The sequence below is a fragment of the Gordonia sp. (in: high G+C Gram-positive bacteria) genome, from assembly GCF_052106715.1.
Lineage (GTDB): Bacteria > Actinomycetota > Actinomycetes > Mycobacteriales > Mycobacteriaceae > Gordonia.
The window spans coordinates 1-19,161 of sequence record NZ_JBQEDL010000051.1 but is presented as its reverse complement, the minus strand read 5'-3'; the positions used below and the strand labels follow the sequence as shown (position 1 = coordinate 19,161).

The 19,161-nt window shown below is 68.4% G+C and carries 17 protein-coding genes; 10 read left to right on the top strand and 7 right to left on the bottom strand.

Features of this window, described 5'->3' with window-relative positions:
• The 3 genes from ACTIMF_RS17700 to ACTIMF_RS17690 form a co-directional block, all read left to right on the top strand.
• Window positions 1–358 (top strand): rhodanese-like domain-containing protein (locus tag ACTIMF_RS17700; protein ID WP_442351594.1); only part of this gene is annotated, 358 nt, incomplete at its 5' end.
• 78 nt (window positions 359–436) lie between these two features.
• Window positions 437–715, top strand: coding sequence for a DUF2277 domain-containing protein (locus ACTIMF_RS17695; protein WP_442351593.1), 279 nt, complete (start codon window positions 437–439; stop codon window positions 713–715).
• Window positions 716–791: 76 nt separating this feature from the next.
• A complete protein-coding gene (locus tag ACTIMF_RS17690) occupies window positions 792–1,640 on the top strand; it encodes a TIGR02569 family protein (protein WP_442351592.1) in 849 nt (282 codons plus the stop codon).
• Window positions 1,641–1,665: 25 nt separating this feature from the next.
• Here the strand turns inward: ACTIMF_RS17690 and ACTIMF_RS17685 are convergent, their stop codons facing one another.
• From ACTIMF_RS17685 to ACTIMF_RS17670, 4 genes are read right to left on the bottom strand one after another with little or no spacing between them, the layout of a single operon-like run.
• The gene (locus ACTIMF_RS17685) at window positions 1,666–1,962 is read right to left on the bottom strand and encodes an MGMT family protein (protein ID WP_442351591.1); all 297 of its coding nucleotides are present in this window, start codon (window positions 1,960–1,962) and stop codon (window positions 1,666–1,668) included.
• The gene (locus ACTIMF_RS17680; protein ID WP_442351590.1) at window positions 1,959–2,756 is read right to left on the bottom strand and encodes an alpha/beta hydrolase; all 798 of its coding nucleotides are present in this window, start codon (window positions 2,754–2,756) and stop codon (window positions 1,959–1,961) included. The genes ACTIMF_RS17685 and ACTIMF_RS17680 overlap by 4 nt, the downstream gene beginning before the upstream one ends.
• On the bottom strand, window positions 2,753–3,199 hold the full coding sequence (locus ACTIMF_RS17675; RefSeq protein WP_442351589.1) for an acyl-CoA thioesterase: 447 nt from the start codon (window positions 3,197–3,199) through the stop codon (window positions 2,753–2,755). The genes ACTIMF_RS17680 and ACTIMF_RS17675 overlap by 4 nt, the downstream gene beginning before the upstream one ends.
• Before the next feature lie 21 nt (window positions 3,200–3,220).
• A complete protein-coding gene (locus tag ACTIMF_RS17670) occupies window positions 3,221–4,321 on the bottom strand; it encodes an alcohol dehydrogenase catalytic domain-containing protein (protein ID WP_442351588.1) in 1,101 nt (366 codons plus the stop codon).
• Between the two features lie 78 nt (window positions 4,322–4,399).
• On the opposite strand from ACTIMF_RS17670, the gene ACTIMF_RS17665 reads away from it, so the two are divergent.
• The 7 genes from ACTIMF_RS17665 (at window position 4,400) to ACTIMF_RS17635 (ending at window position 16,318) form a co-directional block, all read left to right on the top strand.
• Window positions 4,400–7,792: an ATP-dependent helicase gene (locus tag ACTIMF_RS17665; protein ID WP_442351587.1), complete on the top strand. Its 3,393-nt coding sequence runs from the start codon at window positions 4,400–4,402 to the stop codon at window positions 7,790–7,792.
• Window positions 7,785–11,159, top strand: coding sequence for a UvrD-helicase domain-containing protein (locus tag ACTIMF_RS17660; RefSeq protein ID WP_442351586.1), 3,375 nt, complete (start codon window positions 7,785–7,787; stop codon window positions 11,157–11,159). Before ACTIMF_RS17665 ends, ACTIMF_RS17660 begins: the two co-directional genes overlap by 8 nt.
• 22 nt (window positions 11,160–11,181) lie before the next feature.
• Window positions 11,182–12,243 carry a potassium channel family protein gene (locus ACTIMF_RS17655; protein WP_442351585.1) on the top strand — a complete coding sequence of 354 codons (1,062 nt, stop codon included), beginning with the start codon at window positions 11,182–11,184 and terminating at the stop codon, window positions 12,241–12,243.
• Complete coding sequence (nudC, locus tag ACTIMF_RS17650) at window positions 12,243–13,148, top strand: NAD(+) diphosphatase (protein WP_442351584.1); 906 nt, start codon at window positions 12,243–12,245, stop codon at window positions 13,146–13,148. Before ACTIMF_RS17655 ends, nudC begins: the two co-directional genes overlap by 1 nt.
• Window positions 13,149–13,178: 30 nt before the next feature.
• Window positions 13,179–13,436: a mycoredoxin gene (locus ACTIMF_RS17645; protein WP_442351583.1), complete on the top strand. Its 258-nt coding sequence runs from the start codon at window positions 13,179–13,181 to the stop codon at window positions 13,434–13,436.
• Between the two features lie 204 nt (window positions 13,437–13,640).
• Window positions 13,641–15,638, top strand: a complete 1,998-nt coding sequence (locus tag ACTIMF_RS17640; protein WP_442351582.1) for an ATP-dependent helicase — start codon at window positions 13,641–13,643, stop codon at window positions 15,636–15,638.
• Window positions 15,639–16,027: 389 nt separating this feature from the next.
• A complete protein-coding gene (locus ACTIMF_RS17635) occupies window positions 16,028–16,318 on the top strand; it encodes a WhiB family transcriptional regulator (RefSeq protein WP_442351581.1) in 291 nt (96 codons plus the stop codon).
• Between the two features lie 60 nt (window positions 16,319–16,378).
• Here ACTIMF_RS17635 and ACTIMF_RS17630 read toward each other — a convergent pair whose 3' ends face one another.
• The 3 genes from ACTIMF_RS17630 to ACTIMF_RS17620 all read right to left on the bottom strand — a co-directional run.
• Window positions 16,379–17,692 (bottom strand): ABC1 kinase family protein, encoded by a 1,314-nt coding sequence (locus ACTIMF_RS17630; protein ID WP_442351580.1) that lies wholly within the window; start codon window positions 17,690–17,692, stop codon window positions 16,379–16,381.
• A 57-nt stretch (window positions 17,693–17,749) separates the two neighbouring features.
• A complete protein-coding gene (locus ACTIMF_RS17625; protein ID WP_442351579.1) occupies window positions 17,750–18,565 on the bottom strand; it encodes a hypothetical protein in 816 nt (271 codons plus the stop codon).
• Between the two features lie 87 nt (window positions 18,566–18,652).
• Window positions 18,653–19,161, bottom strand: a 509-nt coding sequence (locus ACTIMF_RS17620; protein ID WP_442351578.1) for a zinc-dependent metalloprotease, incomplete at its 5' end; no start/stop codon positions are given.

Genomic DNA, 19,161 nt, shown 5'->3' with positions numbered 1-19,161 from the left:
AGTCGTCTCCGACGATGCGGCCGGTGCCGCGGAGGGGGCCACCTGGACACCTGCAGAGTTGCGCGACGCGCTCGACGGGCCGCAGCCGCCCGCCGTGATCGACGTCCGTGAACCCGTCGAGTTCGAGATCAACCGGATTCCCGGAGCCGTCCTGATACCGCGCCACGAGATCATCGCGGGCCGCGCGCTCGGCGATCTGCCCCACGATCGGCGAATCGTCCTGTACTGCAAGACCGGTGTCCGCTCCGCGCAGGCCCTTGCGGCTCTGCGTCGCAACGGATTCGACGACGCCGTCCACCTCGGTGGCGGCATCGCCGCGTGGGCGTCGACCGTCGCCCCGGACATGCCCGTGTACTAGAGCTTTCGCTGATCGAGCGGTTTGCTCGCGCCAGTCACGTGAAGTCGGGACCATGGACGGTGGACGAAGGGATCGCTCATGTGCCGCAACATCAAACCACTGTTTAATTTCGAGCCGCCCGTCACCGATGACGAAGTGCACGCCGCGAGTCTGCAGTTCGTGCGGAAGGTGTCCGGCTTCAACGCGCCGAGTCAGGCCAACGCGGAGGCGTTCGATCGGGCCGTCGACGAGATAGCCGAGGTCACCCGAGCGCTGATGGCCGAGCTGACCACGGCGGCTCCACCGAAGGATCGGGAAGTGGAGGCGCAGAAGGCGCGAGCACGCGCAGCGAAGCGTTTCGCGCCGCAGGCGAGCTGACACCCGGGTGGATCCGACGGCACACGCCACGGTGTGGTTGCCGGGAAACGCGTGGTGCCGTGGGTAATCTGGCGTCGTGACCACCATTGTCGAGCCACCCGAGCAGGTTCTGACCACGTTCGGCCTCACCGCGCATCCGCCGATCGCGATGGACGGTGTCGGTTGGCGGGTCGGGGAAGTGGTGCTCTCGCTGGTCCCCGATCACGCGCGCGCGGCGTGGTCGGCGACGGCCCGCGAGAACCTCTATGTCGAAGGCATGCGTATTGCGCGCCCGATCCGAGCCTCCGACGGGCGCTATGTGGTGTCGGGGTGGCGTGCGGACACGTACGTCGCGGGAAGCCCGGAGCCGCGGCACGACGAGGTCCTCGCCGTCGCAGACCGTCTACACGAGGCGACCGCGAAGTTCGAGCGCCCGCGTTTCCTGCTGCAGCCGCCTGCTCCGCCGTTCAACGACGTCGACGTGTTCACGGCAGCCGATCGCGCAGCGTGGGAGGAGACTCCGTTCCGGTCGGCGCGCGGTGCCGGTATGGCCGAGCCGTCGAGTGAGGACGGGCAGCGCAGTCTCGCCGAGGTCAAGGCGCTGGCCGGCCTGCGTCGCCCCGTCGACCTGCCGTCGCAACTCGTCCACGGCGACCTGTTCGGAACCGTGCTGTTCGCGGGCGCCGCGGCTCCGGCGATCACCGACCTCGTCCCGTACTGGCGGCCCGCACCCTGGGCGTCGGCGGTTATCGTCGTCGACGCGCTCGCGTGGGGCGGCGCCGAGGAAGAGCTCGTCGAACGCTGGGCCGACACCGTCGAATGGTCGCAGATGATGCTGCGGGCCACCATGTTCCGCCTCGCGGTCCATGCACTGCACCCGCGGTCGACGGCCGGAGCCCTGCCGGGCCTGCTTCGCGTCGTCGAGATCGTCCGGATGATGGTCTAGTCAGCGATCAACATCTTTTGACTTCCTACGGGCGCATCCGCGCTCGCGTCATCAGGATCCGACCGTCGCGGAGCGGTGTGCCCTCGGCGCGCAGCAACTCGAGTTGACGGGTCCGGACGGCGGGTGCCGGGCGACCGCTCGCCGGGACGACGCGGTGCCAGGGCAGGTCGGACGAGTCAGTTCGCATGATCCAGCCGACGATGCGGGCGTTGGAGAGACCGACCTCGTCGGCGAGGTCTCCGTAGGTGCGGACGCGACCGGCGGGGATGGCGGCGACGAGGGAGCGGACCGCCTCGACCTGCTCGTCGGACACGGCGCTCATGCGTCCACCAGTTCACGGACGAGTCGCGCACAGAGTTCGGGTGCCAGAAACGGAATCATGTGCTCAGTGTCGACGTGGTGGACGGTCACTGTCTCCGAACGCTCGACTGCGCACGCCGCGAGGAACTCAGGGCGGACGAACGGCGGATCGACGCGATCGGCCACGACGACGTGCGTTCGAACCCCGCGGGGCGGGAGCCGGAAGGGACGGGCCATCTCGCTCCAGGCGGTCGCCGTGGCCGGCGGCGACACTCGCCAGAGCACGCCGCCCACACCGTCGGACATCAGATGCTGCTCGAGTTCGTCGTCGAGAATCGCCGTGGACACGTCATACCAGCCCTCCGCCCGTTTGGCCGCGACGGCCGCATCGGCGTCCGGGTACCCCCAGTGCGCGAGCGTCGCTTCGGCGTACGAGCGAGCCTGAGCAGGCGGGAGGCCTTGCGCAGGGTCGAGCACGACCAGACCTGCGACCAGGTCGGGACGCGTGTGCGCCAGTGCGATCGCGACCGCCGACCCGAACGAATGAGCGACGACGACCATCGGCCGGTCCGCCGGAACCAGCGCGTCGACGGTGTGGGCGACGGCTGCCGCATGCTCGGCGATTCCCCACGGCGGCTCCCACGAACTATGTCCGTGACCGAGCAGGTCGGGTGCGACGACCCGCACGCCGGGCAGATCGTCGGCGAGGCGCCGCCAGCGTGCGCCGTGGCCGGTGAGGCCGTGTAACGCCAGTACTGCCGGCGCGCCCGGATCGTCGGGCCCGAACACATGGGTGTGCAGCCCTGTGGTGGTCATCCGACGACGAGGGGAGCGGCGGCCGCGGCGATCTCCGACGGCACGCCGACCGGACGTCGCGACTGACCGTCGACGTACACGTGGACGAACCGGCAGGTAGCCGCGCACGTCGGCTCGTCACCGTCGACGAACAGACCGAGGCGGTAAGTGATGCTGCGTTCGCCGAGGCGCTCGACGGCGATCCCGATGGTCAGGGTGTCGGGGAACGAGATCGACGCGAGGTACTTGCACCCCGACTCGGCGACCACGCCGATCGCCGAGAGGTCGCGGACATCCACTCCGGTCGACTCCATCAGCCAGCCGTTCACCGCGGTGTCGAAGTACGAGTAGTACTTCACGTTGTTCACGTGCCCGTAGTGGTCGTTGTCCTCCCAACGGGTGTCGACCGACCACAAGGCGTGATAGCTGCTCAAGACGTGCGGGTCGAATGCAGGTGAACTCATACCGGACACGCTATCGGGTGCTTAGAACTCGATGACCTGCCGGATCTCGTGTCCCGCGGCGAGGGCGTCCATCGCCTCGTTGATCTCGTCCACCCCGATCCGCGAGGTGATGAGCTTCTCCAGTGGGAGGTGCCCGGCACGCCACAGGTCGACGTATCGCGGGATGTCACGCGAGGGCACGGCTGACCCGAGGTAGCTGCCGATCACGGTGCGTGCTTCGGCGACGAGCGTGAGCGGCGAGATCGTGGCCTGCGCGGTGGGTGAGGGGAGTCCGACGGTGACCGTAGTGCCGCCGACCGCGGTGGCAGCGAGCGCAGTCTCGAAGGCTCGAGCATTCCCGGCAGCCTCGACGACGATGTCGGCGCGGACCGTGGCGAGCTCGGACGGACCGAGCGTCTGCGTGGCACCGAGTTCGCGGGCCAGCGCGAGCTTCTCGGGCACCGAGTCGACCGCGATGATCTCGCCGCCGGTCCGCAACGACACCGCGACGAGCAGTGCGGCCATGCCGACACCGCCGAGGCCGACCACCATGATCGAATCGCCGTCGGACGGCGGAGCCGCGTTCAGGAGTGCGCCGCCGCCGGTGAGCACGGCGCAGCCCAAGACCGCGGCGACGGCAGGTGGGACGTCGTCGTCGACGGGGACCACGGAGCGTCGATCGACCACCGCGTACGACGCGAATCCCGATACTCCGAGATGGTGGGCGACGCTGTGGTCGTCGCGGCGGAGTCGGGTGCCGCCTGCGAGGAGCACTCCGTCGTTGTTGGCTGCGGATCCGGCGACGCACGGGGTGCGGCCGTCGCTGCGGCAGCCTGCGCAGTCGCCGCAGCGGGGGAGGAACGTCATGACGACACGGCTCCCGACCAGCGCTCGATCCGTCTCCGATCCGACGGCTTCGACGATCCCCGCAGCTTCGTGCCCCAACAGCATCGGAGTGGGGCGCACCCGGTTGCCGTCGACGACGGACAGATCCGAATGGCACAGTCCGGCGGCCTCGACCCGGACCAGCAGTTCGCCCGGCTCGGGCGCGGCCAGATCCAGCTCGCTGATCGAGAGCGGACGAGAGCCCGCGTACGGGGTGGCGCGACCGATGTCTTCGAGAACTGCTCCGCGGATCCTCATACGGACGAGTTTAGGACGTGCCACCGACAGCCCGACGTCCGCGCGGTCACTGTCCTAGGCGCGTGGTTCCATGTGTGCATGGCCCGCCCGAACACGCGACTCGTCGCCGCGCCGACTCATGTCGGCCCGGTCGATCGTGTGTGGCCTGAGCAGGCGCACGAGCTGATCGTCGGACCGCACACCGCCGACCCGTCGCGGCCGTGGCATCCGTACCGGGTGCACGGCGGGCCGGGGACAGGCAAGACCGCACTGCTGGTCGATGCCGCCGTCGCTCGGTTGGTCGATCCGACCGTAGCCCCGGAATCCGTGCTGGTGCTCGCCGCGAATCGGCGCGCGGCCACCGCGTTGCGTGACGAGATCACCCGGCGAGTCCTGTCTGCCGGGGGCAGGCTCGGCGGCGCGCTGCGCGAGCCACTCGTCCGGACCGTCCACTCCTACGCGTTCGCCGTCCTCCGGTTGCAAGCGCAGTCCCACGGCAACCCGCCCCCACGGCTGGTGACCGGGTCCGAACAGGACGTGGTGCTCCGCGAGCTCCTCGCCGGCGACGTCGAAGACGGCGCAGATCACTGGCCGTCGTCCCTGCGTCCGGCGCTGACCACCGACGGATTCGCGCAGGCACTGCGCGACCTCCTGATGCGGGCGGCCGAACGCGGACTCGGTCCCGAGGACCTCGCCGAGATGGGACGCAGGCACGGTAAGCCGGAATGGGTCGCGGCGGCTCATGCCTATCGCCAGTACGAGCAGGGAATGCTGTTGCGCGGGGCAGTCGGGCTCGACGCCCCACTCGCGAGCGCGACCGCCGTCGATGCGGCCGAACTCATCGGGTCGGCGCTGTCGGCGTTCGCGACCGACGCGCACCTGCTCGCCGCACAGCGGCAACGGATCAGGCATCTCCTCGTCGACGATGCGCAGCACCTCGATCCGCAGGCGGCCCGCCTCGTCGAAGCAGTCGGCACCGGAGCCGATTCGGTCGTCGTCGCCGCGGATACCGACCAGTCGGTGTTCGGATTCCGCGGCGCCAGCCCGCGTTTCGCCGACGAGCTCGCCGTGGACGGGGTGTGCGACATCGTCCTCGACGTCGATCACCGGGGGAGCCCGCAGGTCAACACCGTGGTCCGCGCGCTCATTTCGCGGCTGCCCGGTGCCCGCCCGCATCCGGTTGCCGAGGTCGGGGTCTCGACTCCGCTCGACCAGCGGGGGGGACTCGACCAGCGGGGGGGACTCGACCAGCGGGGGGGACTCGACCAGCGGAGGAGGGGAGAGGGGCACGCCAGCGTGCGGGTGTTCTCCTCGGACGCGAAGGAGGCGACCGCCGTCGCCGACATGATGCGGCGCGCCCATCTGTTCGACGGTGTGCCGTGGTCACAGATGGCCGTGATCGTGCGGTCCGTGCCGCGCGCACTGCCCGCATTGCGCCGGGCGTTCTCGTCGGCCGGGGTGCCGATGGCGACACCGACCAGCGATGTGCCGATCCACCGGCAGCGGGCCGTGCAGACGTTCGCGTCGGCCTTGCGTCTCGCGGCGGGCGAAGAGATCGACGGGGACGAAGTGATCGCGCTGTTCTCCGGGCCCATCGGCTCCGCCGACCCGGCACAACTGCGACGTCTGCGCCGCGGGGTGCGGCGCATCGACGACGCCGGGGGTGTCGATCGGGACTCGCTGACGTCACTGGCACTCGCGCTCACCTCGGACGACGTCGCTGCCGACTATCTGGAGTCGATGACCGAGTTCGAAGGTCTTCCACTCAAACAGGTCACGAAGGTGATCGGGGCGGCCCGCCGTGCCGAGCAGTCGGGCGTCGGCGTCGAAGAGACCCTGTGGCGCGCATGGCAGGCCAGTGGTCTGGAACGAAGGTGGCGGGCGCGCTCGCTGCGCGGCGGCCGCAGCGGCGACCAAGCCGACCGCGACCTCGACGCGATGCTCGCCATGTTTGAGGCCGCCGGATCGTTCACCGACAACCTTCCGTCGGCGTCCCTCAGCGGATTCGTCGAGTACCTCGGGCAACTGCAGATACCGCGCGAGTCGAGGATCGCGGTCGCCGCGTCCGACTCCGTCGCGGTGCTGTCCGCGCATGCGGCCTCCGGCCGAGAGTGGCAGGTCGTCGCGGTGCCCGGCGTCCTCGACGGGCTGTGGCCGTCGTTGCGCAGTCGCGGGAGCATCCTGCACACGCCGGCGTTGCTCGACTTGCTCGACGGGGTCGACGCCGACGCCATCGACTCGATCTCACGCGGCTCGGTGATGCTCGCCGACGAACGACGACTCCTGCTCGTCGCCTGCTCGCGCGCGCGAACACAACTGCTCGTCACCGCGGTCGAAGACGGTACCGGCGACGCGTCACCGTCCCGCTTCGTCTCCGAGATCGCCGACGCACTCGGTGGCTACGGGGACAGCCGAACACGCGAGGACCGAATAGACGAGGAGCCTGCCGACGAGGTACCGCTCGACCCCGGCGTCGACCGCGTCCTATCCCTACCGTCGATGGTCGCCGACCTGCGCGCCGCCGTCGTCACCGGCGCCGAGGCGATGCTCGCAGGCGAGGAAGCCGAACCCGACGAGCGGACGTCGTCCGCGGCGTCCCTGCTCGCGAAACTCGCACAGGCCGGAGTGCCGGGCGCTGACCCGGCCGAATGGTTCGGCCTCGTCGGACCGAGCACCCACGAGCCGCTGTGGACACCGGAACGCGGAGCTCGGTCGCTGTCGCCGTCCAACGTCGAAGCCCTCACCCGATGCTCGCTGCGGTGGATGATGGAGCGCCACGGCGGGCGAGACGGCGACGCCGAACAAGCCGTCACCGGCACCCTCGTGCACACGCTCGTGCAGGCCGTCGCAGGCCAGATGAGTCCCGAACAGGTCAGCGCCGCGCTACACCAGGTGTGGACCAGAGTCGCCTCTCCGGCAGCGTGGTACTCGGCGCGCGAACTCGAGCGTGCCGAAGCGATGCTCACCAACTTCCGTGACTGGCTGCGAACATCGCGGTCCGAACTCACCGCAGCGGGCGTCGAAGTGGAACTGTCCGCCGACCTGCCGTCCGACGACCCCGACGACATGGCCGTCCGCCTCGTCGGCCGCATCGACAGGCTCGAGACCGACGACGCGGGACGACCGGTGATCGTCGACGTGAAGACCGGGAAGTCCGTCATCACCGTCGCCGACGCTCAAGAGCACCCGCAGCTCGCCGCGTACCAGCTCGCGTTGCTCCTCGGCGGCGTCGACGGGGTACCCGGAACCGAACCGGGCGGCGGCCGCCTCGTCTACGTGAACTCCGCGAACCAGAAGACCGGGGCCGCCGAACGCCTGCAGTCGCCGTTGACGCCCGAACAGGTCGATGAATGGCTCGGTGTGGTGCGCCGGGCCGCGGCGTCGAGCGTCGGACCGGTGTTCGAGGCGACCCCCAACTCGGGATGCGGGCACTGCTCGCTGCACGCGGCCTGCCCGGCGCAACTGCGCGGAAAGGCGGTCACCGATGACTGAGGAGCGTGGAGGGGGTCGGCGGATCGGGGCGCGGTCGATCGCGGCGGCGCTCGGACTGCCTCCGCCGACCGACGAGCAAGTGGAGGTCATCGAGGCGCCGATGGAGCCGATGCTCGTCGTCGCGGGGGCGGGAGCGGGCAAGACTGAGACCATGGCGTCCCGCGTCGTGTGGCTCGTCGCCAATCGACTCGTCGGACCCGAGGAGATCCTCGGCCTCACGTTCACCCGGAAAGCGGCCAGCGAACTCGCCGCGCGCATCCGCCGCCGACTGTCCATGCTGTCCGGCAGTCCCGCACTCCTCGAATGGGATCCCAGCGGCACCCTCGCAAGCAGGTTGCGCAGCGCGGACGCCGAAGTCAGCACCTATCACGCGTACGCCGGACGACTCATCGCCGACTACGGGCTGCTGCTCCCGGTCGAGCCCACGTCGACCCTGCTCAGCGAGACCGAACTGTGGCAGCTCGCGTTCTCGGTCGTCGCATCCTGGCCGGGCGAGCTGACCACGAACAAAGTGCCTTCGTCGGTGACCGAAGCAGTGCTGCGCCTGTACTCGGAGATGGCCGAGCACCTCGTCGACATCGACGATCTGCGGACCGCGGGCCAGGACCTCTACGAACTGATCGACACCCTGCCCAAAGGGCCGCGACAGAAGAACGAGCCGAGCAGGGCGCTCCGCAATTACCAGGCTGTCATCGACGAACGTCGCGAGCTGATCCCGCTGGTCGTAGCCCTGCGCGATGCCATGACGGCCCAAGGTGCGCTCGACTTCGGCAGCCAGATGTCGTTGGCCGCCCGTCTGGTCGCGACCCACCCCGAAGTCGTGGCCGCCGAGCGGTCCGGGATCCGCGCCGTTCTCCTCGACGAATACCAAGACACCGGGCACTCCCAACGCATCCTGCTGTCGACATTGTTCGGCGGCGTCCAACCGACCGGGACGCCGACCATCGCCGTGACCGCCGTCGGCGACCCCATCCAGTCGATCTACGGGTGGCGTGGTGCGTCGGCCGCCAACCTGCCCAGATTCGCACTCGACTTCCCGCGCAACGACGGAACCGGCGCGCGTCGCAGCGAACTGCTGACGAGCTGGCGCAACTGCCGAGCCGCGCTTCACCTCGCTAACGAGACGTCCCAAGAGCTCCGCCGACGCGGCGTCCCCGTCAGCGTCCTGCGCGCCCGGCCCGACGCCCCCGCAGGAACCGTCCGGATCGCACTGACCGACACCGTCGTCGCCGAACGCGAATGGATCGCCGACCGCGTCGAAGACTATTACCGCTCGGCCGAACGCGACCAGGTCGCGCCGCCGACCACCGCTGTCCTCGTCCGACGTAATGAGGACTCGGCGCCGCTCGCCGCGGAACTCGAACGACGTGGGATCCCAGCCGAAGTCGTCGGTATCGGCGGACTGCTGCATGTACCGGAGATCACCGACATCGTCGCCACCCTCCGCCTGATGGCCGATCCGATGGCCGGGACCGCAGCCATGCGGATCCTGACCGGCGCCCGATGGCAGCTCGGCGCCGCCGACCTCGCAGCCCTGTGGCGCCGAGCACGCGAACTCGCGGCGGGCAGCGGCGCCCCGACCACCGGGGCCGTCGCCACCCCGGATGCCCTCGACGAAGCCCTCGACGCGGCACTGCCGGGAGAGAGCGTCGACTCAGCGGGCCTGTGCGACGCGCTCGCCGACCCCGGAGATCCCGCCCGCTACAGCGCGGCAGGCCGCGAACGCATCGTCGCCTTCGGAAGACAACTCGAAGGCCTGCGCCGCCGGATCGGACAGCCGTTGCCCGAACTCGTCGCCGACGTCGAGCAGACCATCGGCGTCGCCGTCGAAGCGCAGATCCGGGCATGCCGTATGCGCGGACGCGTCACCGGTCGCGAACACCTCGACGCGTTCGCCGACTACGTGTCGCATTACGCCGAACGCTCCGGCGCAACCCTGCCGGGGCTCCTCGCGTTTCTCGACACCGCCGAAGCCGTCGAGAAAGGACTCGAAGCAGGCCGCGTCGAGGTGGCCGAAGAACGCGTCCAGATCCTCACCGTCCACGCAGCCAAGGGCCTCGAATGGGATGTGGTGGCGCTGCCGCACGTCGCCGACCGGATCTTCCCGAGCGGCAAAGCCGAGAGCACATGGCTCGGGTCGGCTCGTGAACTCCCCGCATCGCTGCGCGGCGACCTCGCCGACGAACCCGGCGGCGAGGGATACCCACCGATCGATCTCGCAGGCCTCTCCGACCGCAAAGAACTCGAGGCCGCCATCGACGAGCACAAGGCCGCCGTCGCCGAACGCCGCCTCGACGAGGACCGACGACTCCTCTACGTGGCGTTGACGCGCGCCAGACACACCCTGCTCGTCTCGGCCCACCACTGGTCCGAGACCGGCGACAAGCCGCGCGGCGGGTCACCGTTCTATCGCGAGATCGCCGAACTCGTCGCAGGCGCAGCAAGCGGGACCGCCTCCGGAGTGGAGGCTGCGGCCTTCTCGATCGATGTCGACACAGACGAACCCGAACCCGGTGAATCCAATCCACTCGTCGACCAACAGGTCGCCGTCCCGTGGCCCGTCGACCGGCTCGGCGACCGGCGCGCCCCGATGGCCGCGGCCGCCGACCTCGTCGCGGCCGCGCGAGCCGCAGGCGGACTGTTCACCGTCGACGACGCACCGACCGACGATCCCGACGTCCTCGCCTGGCGCGAGGAGGTGACCGTCCTCCTCGATGAGTACTCCCGCGACGCCGACCCCGTCGTCGACGTCGCACTGCCCGGACACATGTCGGTGAGCCAGCTCGTCGAACTCGACGCCGACAAACAGGCATTCGCGGCCCGACTACGCCGCCCCGTCCCGTTCCGGCCGAACCCCCTAGCCCGCCGCGGCACCGCGTTCCACGCGTGGCTCGAACGCCGCTTCGGCGCCACCCGACTCCTCGATATGGACGAGCTCCCCGGTGCCGCTGACGCCGCGACCGGCGATGCCGCCGACGACGACCTCGCTGTTCTCCGAGAGAGGTTCCTCGCTTCCCCGTGGGCCGATCGGACCCCCGTCGACGTCGAAGTGGGATTCGAGACCGTCATCGGTGAGACCGTCGTCCGTGGACGGATGGACGCAGTGTTCCGCGACGGCGACGACTGGCTCGTCGTCGACTGGAAGACCGGGGCCGTCCCCGAACCGGCCAAACGCGCAGCCCTGTTCGTGCAACTCGCCGCCTACCGTCTCGCATGGGCCGAACTGGCCGGCGTCGATCTCGATCGGGTCCGCGCCGCATTCGTCTACATCCGCCACGACTACACGCTGGAACCGGGCACTCTGCCCGACGCCGATCAACTCGCGCAGATGCTCGCCGGACACGCCCCAGCGTGGGTCACGCAGTGACGGGATGAAGTAGCCTCAGCCTGTGCGCAAACGACTGCGCCGCCGGGAAGGCGGCCTGGTAGACGAGCCCGACTACGCGCTCGTCGGCGTCGTCCGGATCCCGGAACTCGAGCAGAGCCCGGGCCGTGCGATCGGCAAGCGAATCCTGTGGGCGCTGCTCGCTCTGTTCGCCTGCTCGATCGTCGTCTACCTCGACCGCAGTGGCTACCGCGATGCCAAAGGCACAGCACTCAGTTACCTCGATGCCCTCTACTATTCGGCCGTCACCCTGTCGACCACGGGCTACGGCGATGTCACGCCAGTCACCGAGTCGGCGCGCCTGGTGAACGTCATCTTCATCACCCCGCTACGCGTCCTCTTCCTGATCGTGCTCATCGGCACGACCCTCGAAGTCCTCACCGAACGCTCCCGGCAGGCCATCAAGATCCAGAACTGGAGGAACCGCGTGCGGAACCACACCATCGTCGTCGGCTACGGCACCAAGGGCCGCACTGCCGTCGACGCGGTCATCGCGGACGGCGGAAAGCCCGCTGAGATCGTCGTCGTCGACAACGACACCGCTGCGCTCGAAGCAGCCGCCGCCCACGGCCTGGTCACCGTCCGCGGCGACGCCACCAAATCTGACGTCCTACGCCTGGCAGGCGTCCAATACGCGGCCGCGATCGTCATCGCCGCCAACCGCGACGACACCGCTGTCCTGGCCACCCTCACCGCACGCGAGATCAACCCGCGCGCCAAGATCGTCGCATCCATCCGGGAAGCCGAGAACACCCACCTCATGCGCCAGTCCGGCGCCAACTCCGTCGTCGTGTCCTCCGAGACCGCCGGCCGGCTCCTCGGGATAGCGACGATCACCCCGTCCGTCGTCGAAGTCGTCGAAGACCTCCTCAGCCCCGAAGAGGGATACGCGATCGCCGAACGCGAGGTCGAACCGTCCGAGTCCGGCGGCTCGCCCGCACACACCAAGGACCTCGTCCTCGGCGTCGTCCGCGAAGGCAAGCTGTACCGGGTCGGCGACGCCGAAGTCGAGGCGATCGAAGTCGGCGACCGACTTCTCTACGTCCGGCAAGGGGGGCCTGCCTGATGGCGTCGTTCGAACTCATCGAACCACCGATGCTGGCACGCGCGGCATTCGACCGTGCCGACCAGATCCGCAAACACCCCGAGCAACTCGCGCAGGCCTGGGCCGGAGCCACGGTGCTGCGGGTTGACCATCAGGGGCGTTACCCGGTCGGCGACGACGACGCCATCGCCTGGGAGGCCGCCGACGGTGATCAGCCGCCCGAAGGCGCGCTGTTCCTCGGGGACTCCGACGGCTACCGGTGGGCGGTCCGCGTCGACGAAGTGACCGGCCGTTCCGCCGACGCCCGCACCGGCGCACACCGACTCTCGCACGACGAAGCGGGACTCCTCGCCACCGCGATCGGCATGCTGAACTGGCACCGCACTGCCGGATACTCGCCCGTCGACGGCACTCCGAACTCCCCGGCACAAGGCGGCTGGCTGATGCGCAACGAAGCAGGAGCCGACGAGTTCCCGCGCACCGACCCCGCCGTCATCATGGTGATTCACGACGGAGGCGACAACGTCCTGCTCGGCCGCCAGAGCGTGTGGCCCGACAAATGGTTCTCCACCCTCGCGGGCTTCGTTGAACCCGGCGAGTCCCTGGAACAGTGCGTGCGCCGCGAAGTGGCCGAAGAAGCAGGCATCGACGTGCACAGCCCGCGGTACCTCGGTTCGCAGCCGTGGCCTTTCCCGCGCTCACTCATGTGTGGATTCGAAGCCGTCGGCGACCCCGACGCACCGATCGAGCTCCGCGACGGCGAACTCGGAGACGCCCGGTGGTTCCACCGCGACGACGTCCTCGCCGCGCTGGAACGGAACCTCGAATGGGGCGCCGACGCCACCGATGCTCGGCTCATGCTGCCTGCGTCGATCTCTATCGCACGCAGCCTCATCGAATCATGGGCCCGCGCCCCGCGCTCGTGACGACGCCCGCGATGTGTTGGGATTGACGGTATGAGCCAAGCAGCGAGCCCCGCGTTGACCCTGTACACCACCAGCTGGTGCCCCTTCTGCACGCGACTCAAATCCGGACTCGACCGCAATGACGTCGACTACACCGAGATCGACATCGAAGCCGATCCCGATGCCGCAGAGTTCGTCGGCTCCGTCAACGGCGGAAACCACGTGGTCCCCACCGCGCTGTATTCCGATGGTTCGACGGCGACGAATCCGGCTGTGGGAGAAGTGATGTCGAAGTTGGGGTTGCTCTAAAGACTGCGGCGTCTGTCTGCGGCGCGAGGACGCGCAGAAATGCTTTCCTCGGCAGTCCTCGCTCGACGCCTAGCGGCTCCTCGCTGCGGAGGGCTCGGAAAGCATTTCTGCGCGTCCTCGCCTCGCTGTTTCTTGCAGCGAGTGTCGACGTACGCGGAGCGCATAGTTGTCGGACGTACATGAGAGTGTCGGGACGTGACGGTGATGACGGACATGAGAACCCGAGCGTTGGCAGGCCTCGACCCGGAGCAGCTCGCGGCGGTGACGGCACCGCGTGGGCCGGTGTGCGTGCTCGCAGGCGCCGGAACCGGTAAGACCAGGACCATCACGCGGCGGATCGCGCACCTCATCGAATCGGGACAGGTCAACCCGAGCCAGGTGCTTGCCGTGACGTTCACGGCGCGTGCGGCGGCAGAGATGAGAGAACGGCTGGCCGGGCTCGGGGTGTCCGGCCCGGACGGATCCGTCGTCGCGCAGACATTTCACGCGGCGGCTCTGCGACAACTGCGATACTTCTGGCCTCGCGTGATGGGGTCGTCGCGGTGGGAACTGCTCGACAACAAGTTCCGGCTCGTCGCCCGCGTCACGCGGGACGCCGGTCTGGACGCCGCCGACCGTGACCTGGTCCGCGACCTCGCATCCGAGATCGAGTGGGCCAAGTCGTCGGACCTCGGGCCCGCCGACTATCCGGCGGCAGCGGGCGCAGGCCATCGCGACCTGCCGACCGATGCGCGGACCGTCGCCGAAGTGTTCGCCGCTTACGAGGACGCGAAGGTGTCGCCGGACGGCGATCGACTCCTCGACTTCGAGGACCTCATCATTTACACGACGATGATCCTGCAGGCCGAACCGTCGATCGGCGAAGAGTTCCGGGCCCGCTACCGCAGTTTCGTCGTCGACGAGTACCAGGACGTCACACCCATCCAGCAGAATCTGCTCGACGCGTGGTTGGGGGAGCGCGACGACCTCACCGTCGTCGGCGACGCCAACCAGACGATTTACAGTTTCACGGGAGCCACCCCCGACTACCTGCTCGACTTCACGCGCCGCTTCCCCGACGCGACGCTCGTCCGTCTGCAACGTGATTACCGATCGACGCCCGAAGTGGTCGATCTCGCGAACCGGGTGATCGGCAACGCCGTCGGGCGGATCGCCGGAACACGATTACGACTCGTCGGTCAACGCCAGTCGGGGCCCGAACCGGTGTTCGTCGAGAGCGAGGACGCCGAGAGCGAAGTGGTGCGCGTCGTCACCGAATGCAAACGACTGCTCCGGGCGGGCGTCGCGTCGACGGAGATCGCGATTCTGTACCGGGTGAACGCCCAATCGCAACAGTACGAGGAGGCGCTGTCGCAGGCGGGCATCGACTACCAGGTGCGCGGCGACCAAGGGTTCTTCGCGCGCCCCGAGATCGCGGCCGCGATGCGTAGGCTCGCCGGCCTCGCCGAAGGGCCGCCACCGCCGATGGGGGTGGTCGACGCAGTCCGTCGGGCGCTCGTCGCCGTCGGATTGACCGAGACCGAGCCCGCGGGCGCCAACGCGAAAGCACGCTGGCAGCAGTTGTTGCGGTTGGTCGAGATCGTCGAGGGGATCCTCGCCGAAAAGCCCTCTGCCGACTTCGCGGCTGTCGTCAGAGAACTCGACATCCGCTCCAAATCGAAGCACGCGCTCGTCGTCGACGGCATCACGCTGTCGTCGATGCACGCGGCGAAGGGACTCGAATGGGACGCCGTGTTCCTCACCGGCCTCCACGAGGGATCCGTTCCGTTGGGGCGGGCGACCGGTACCCGCGAAGAGATCGAAGAAGAACGCCGACTCTTCTATGTCGGGGTGACCCGGGCACGTGAACACCTGCACCTGTCGTGGAGCCTGTCCCGCGGCGACGGGCGACGATCGTCGCGTAAACGTTCCCAGTTCCTCGACGGACTGCTCCCGGCGCCATCGACGAGCGAACTCGCCGAGCCGAGGCAGGAACCCGACCGCAACGTCCTGAGAGCACTGACGGCGTGGCGCGCCGAATACGCTCAGCGACAAGACATTGCGCCAGTCAACGTGATGAGCACGATGATGGTTCGGCGGATCGCCACCGAACTCCCGTCGACGCTCGAGGAACTCGCCGCGGTCCGCGGCTTCGGCGCCGAGCGGACCGACGCCATCGGAGCAGAGGTCCTCGGCGTTGTCGACGACAGCCTCTTCGGGTGACCGAGAAGTCGGCGAAACCGCAGGTAGAAAATAGGTTGTGCGACCCGCGGAGCACACATACAGTAGTTCGAGTAAGTGACACGTCCAGTTCGGCGTGTGGTGGAGACAAGGACGGAAAGGAGTTGCGCGAAATGATCTTGAACATCTGGCATGTGGCACCTGACGCCACTGCGACGGCAGGAGCTGTCGCACGAGCGCGCAAGCGATTCCCCGTGACCCGTCCCGGCTGTCGACAGCCGTTCCGCACCACCTAGTCACCAACTAGCACGGAACAGACCAGGCCACGGGAATCGCGAAAAGCGAACCGTGGCCTTTCTCGTTCGTCGATCGAGTCGGCCAGGGTTCACCAGAGAACACCCGTTCATCATCCGATGAGGAAGCCCGACTCCATGAGTACCCCCACGTTGTCCCAAAACAGGTTGTCCCAGAACACGATCCGACGAAGAGAGATCGAACTCCCTTGCCAGAGCGTCGAAGCCGACCTCTGGTTCGCCGAGCAGCCCAGTCACCTGGAACAGGCGAAAGCGCTCTGCCAGGAGTGTCCGCTCCGCGCGCAGTGCCTCGAGGTCGCCCTCGAGAACGCCGAGCCGTGGGGTGTGTGGGGAGGCGAGATCTTCTCCGGGGGTGTCGTCGTCGCACGTAAACGTCCCCGCGGTCGCCCGCGCAAGAACCCCGTTTGATACTGCGGCCGGGCGGGCGATCCGCCCCTCACCTGTCACACGAACGAAGCGGGACGAAGCTCAAGCGATACCCGGCACCCAATCGGCCATGATCGATCGGTACGGTGCCTCTGCGTTGAGCTGCGCGGCGATGCCGACGCAGCCGATGAGGACACGGAACACCATCACGTAGTCGCGGGGGACGTTGAGGTTGCGGGACGTCTTGTACACATCACCGGTGATGTCGGTGGCGTGGCCTGCGGCACGCTGGAGCCAATTGCGAGTGAAATGGAAGGTGTCGCGGTACAGCGGGTCGACGTATGGCTGCAGGTAGTTCGCGAGATCGTCCGCCGTGACCCGGTCGGCGTGGGACGCGCGGATGAAGTCGGTCTGGACCATGAGGTCGCGGAGCTCGTCGTACTTCTTGTCGCGCGCCAACGCGAGGATCTCGCCGGTCTGGGCGGGCAGCCCGTCGGGGTAGTGACCGATGGCTCCGAAGTCGAGGACCCCGAACCGGCCGTCGTCGAGGACGAAGAAGTTGCCGGGGTGCGGGTCTCCGTGGAGGAGCCCGACACGCGCAGGAGAACTGACTTCGAACGTCGTCATCTTCGTGGCTGCCGAGTTGCGTTCCTCCTGGGTGCCGTCGGTGATGATCTTCGACAGTCGGGTGCCGTCGACCCACTCGGAGACGATCACCTTCGGCGCACTCGCGACGACCTTGGGGATCACGAAGTCGGGATCGCCGTCGAAGGCCTTGGCGAAGGCACGCTGGTTGTCGGCCTCGGAGATGTAGTCGAGCTCGTCCTCGGTCCGGTCGATGAGCTCTTCGAACATGCCCTTGACGTCCGTGCCGGGCGACAGCTTCTGGATGAGCCCGGACATCCGGCTCAACGTCTTGAGGTCGGCTTTGAGCGCGTGGTCCGCGCCGGGATACTGGACTTTGACGGCGACGGTGCGCCCGTCCTTCCACTCGCCCTTATGGACCTGTCCGATGCTGGCGGACGCTGCAGGCTCGTCGTCGAAGGAGATGAAGCGCTCACGCCATTTGGTGCCGAGCTGCTGATCGAGGACTTTGTGGACTGTCGTCGCGGGCATCGGCGGAGCCTCGGCCTGCAATTTGGTCAGTGCTTCGCGGAAGGGCTCGCCGAACTCGTCGGGGATCGCCGCTTCCATGATCGAGAGGGCTTGGCCGACTTTCATCGCGCCGCCCTTGAGTTCCCCCAGGACCGAGAACAGCTGCTCAGCGGTCTTGTTCATGAGATCTGCGTTGACTTCGTCTCGGCTCTTGCCGGTCATGCGCTTGCCGAATCCGCCGACAGCGCGTCCGGCCATGCCCAATGGCAGCGATGCGAGTTTGGCGTTACGACGGCCTTGGCCGCGAGTGATGTCGCTCATGTTTTCCTTTCCCTGACCCCGAGGATAGTGGACAGCTGCGCCCCCGGGGCGAGCGAGCTATGCAACAACGCACATACACCGAGTATGCGGGGCCACGACGTGCGAAGACAGTCGTGACGGGCGGTCGGCGAATTCGAATGTTCGACCGACGGTTCCTGGCATGCCGCAGGGTGCGGCGGCGGTGACTTCGTCGATCTGGGTGCAGGCGATCGCGACGGTCGCCTGCAGCACGGCCGGTGAGGCGTAGCCCGCGACACCGCTCATGAGTGCCGCGAGGACGGGCCACTGCGGGTCGAGGTCGGCGCGGTACATGTCGATGCATCGTAGACACGTCGAGGAGCCGGGCAGGACAAGTGGTCCGATGACGCCGACGCCGTCCCTCAGATGCACACTCAGGTGCGGGGTGCCGCTGGCCATCAGGTCGGCGACCATCGCGGGGTCGGGGATCGGTTGGTCGGCGACCACGACGAGCCCGGAGCCGCCATCGGCATCGTCGACGTGCACACCTGCGCGTCGCAACGCATCCGACAGCGCGGTTGCGACGTCGCCGCAACCCGGGATGTGCACGGCGACGGCTCGCGGCGCCGCCGAGACCGCAGCCTTTCCTGCGATGACGAGACGGTCGAGCATCGCCCGGAACGCGACCGAATCGAGTCCTGCGGCACGCACCCGTTTGGCGATCGCCCGGTACGACACCGGGGTGCGCAGGATCTGAAGGACAGCGACGACGGCGTGCGCATCGGCTTCCGGCCCGAGTGGCAGGACGATCGCCGACCGCGGATCGCAGCCGACGTGCACCGCCGAGTCGCCTCGTGCGAGTACCGGTACGCCCGGCACCAGCACCGGCAGTGTCTTCTCGGCCCCCGACCTCATGGGGTCACGATGTCACCGGCGCGCCGATCCGTCGAGTACGAATTCCACAGGCCTGATCGAGCCCTGATCGCGTTCCGTGAGGCGCGCTCAGACGTCGTCGTCGCGCTCTTCCTTCTCTTTGGCGTCCTTCTCGAGTGCGATGGTGCGCTCGAGTTCGGCCATCGGGTCGTCGAACGTGGACGTGCCGCCGCCGATGACGCTGTCGATGAAGCCGGCGGGGGAGTCGAGATCGTCGGCGTCGGGCAGCAGGTCGGGGTGGCCCCACACGCCGTCACGGCCCGCGATGTCGGCGGCATCGGTGAGCTTGCGCCACAGATCGGCGGCCTCCCGCAGCTTGCGTGGCCGCAAGTCGAGTCCGATGAGGGTTGCGAAGGTCTGCTCGGCCGGTCCGCCGGTCGCGCGCCGACGGCGCATCGTCTCGGTGAGCGCGGACGTGCTGGGGATACGGTCGCCGAGGGACGCGGAGACGACGGTCTCCACCCAGCCCTCGATGAGCGCCAGGAGCGTCTCGAGCCTGGTGAGCGCTGCTTGTTGTTCGGGAGTGGTCTTCGGCTCGAACGCAGCAGCCGAACCCATCAACTCCTCCATCTTCTCGG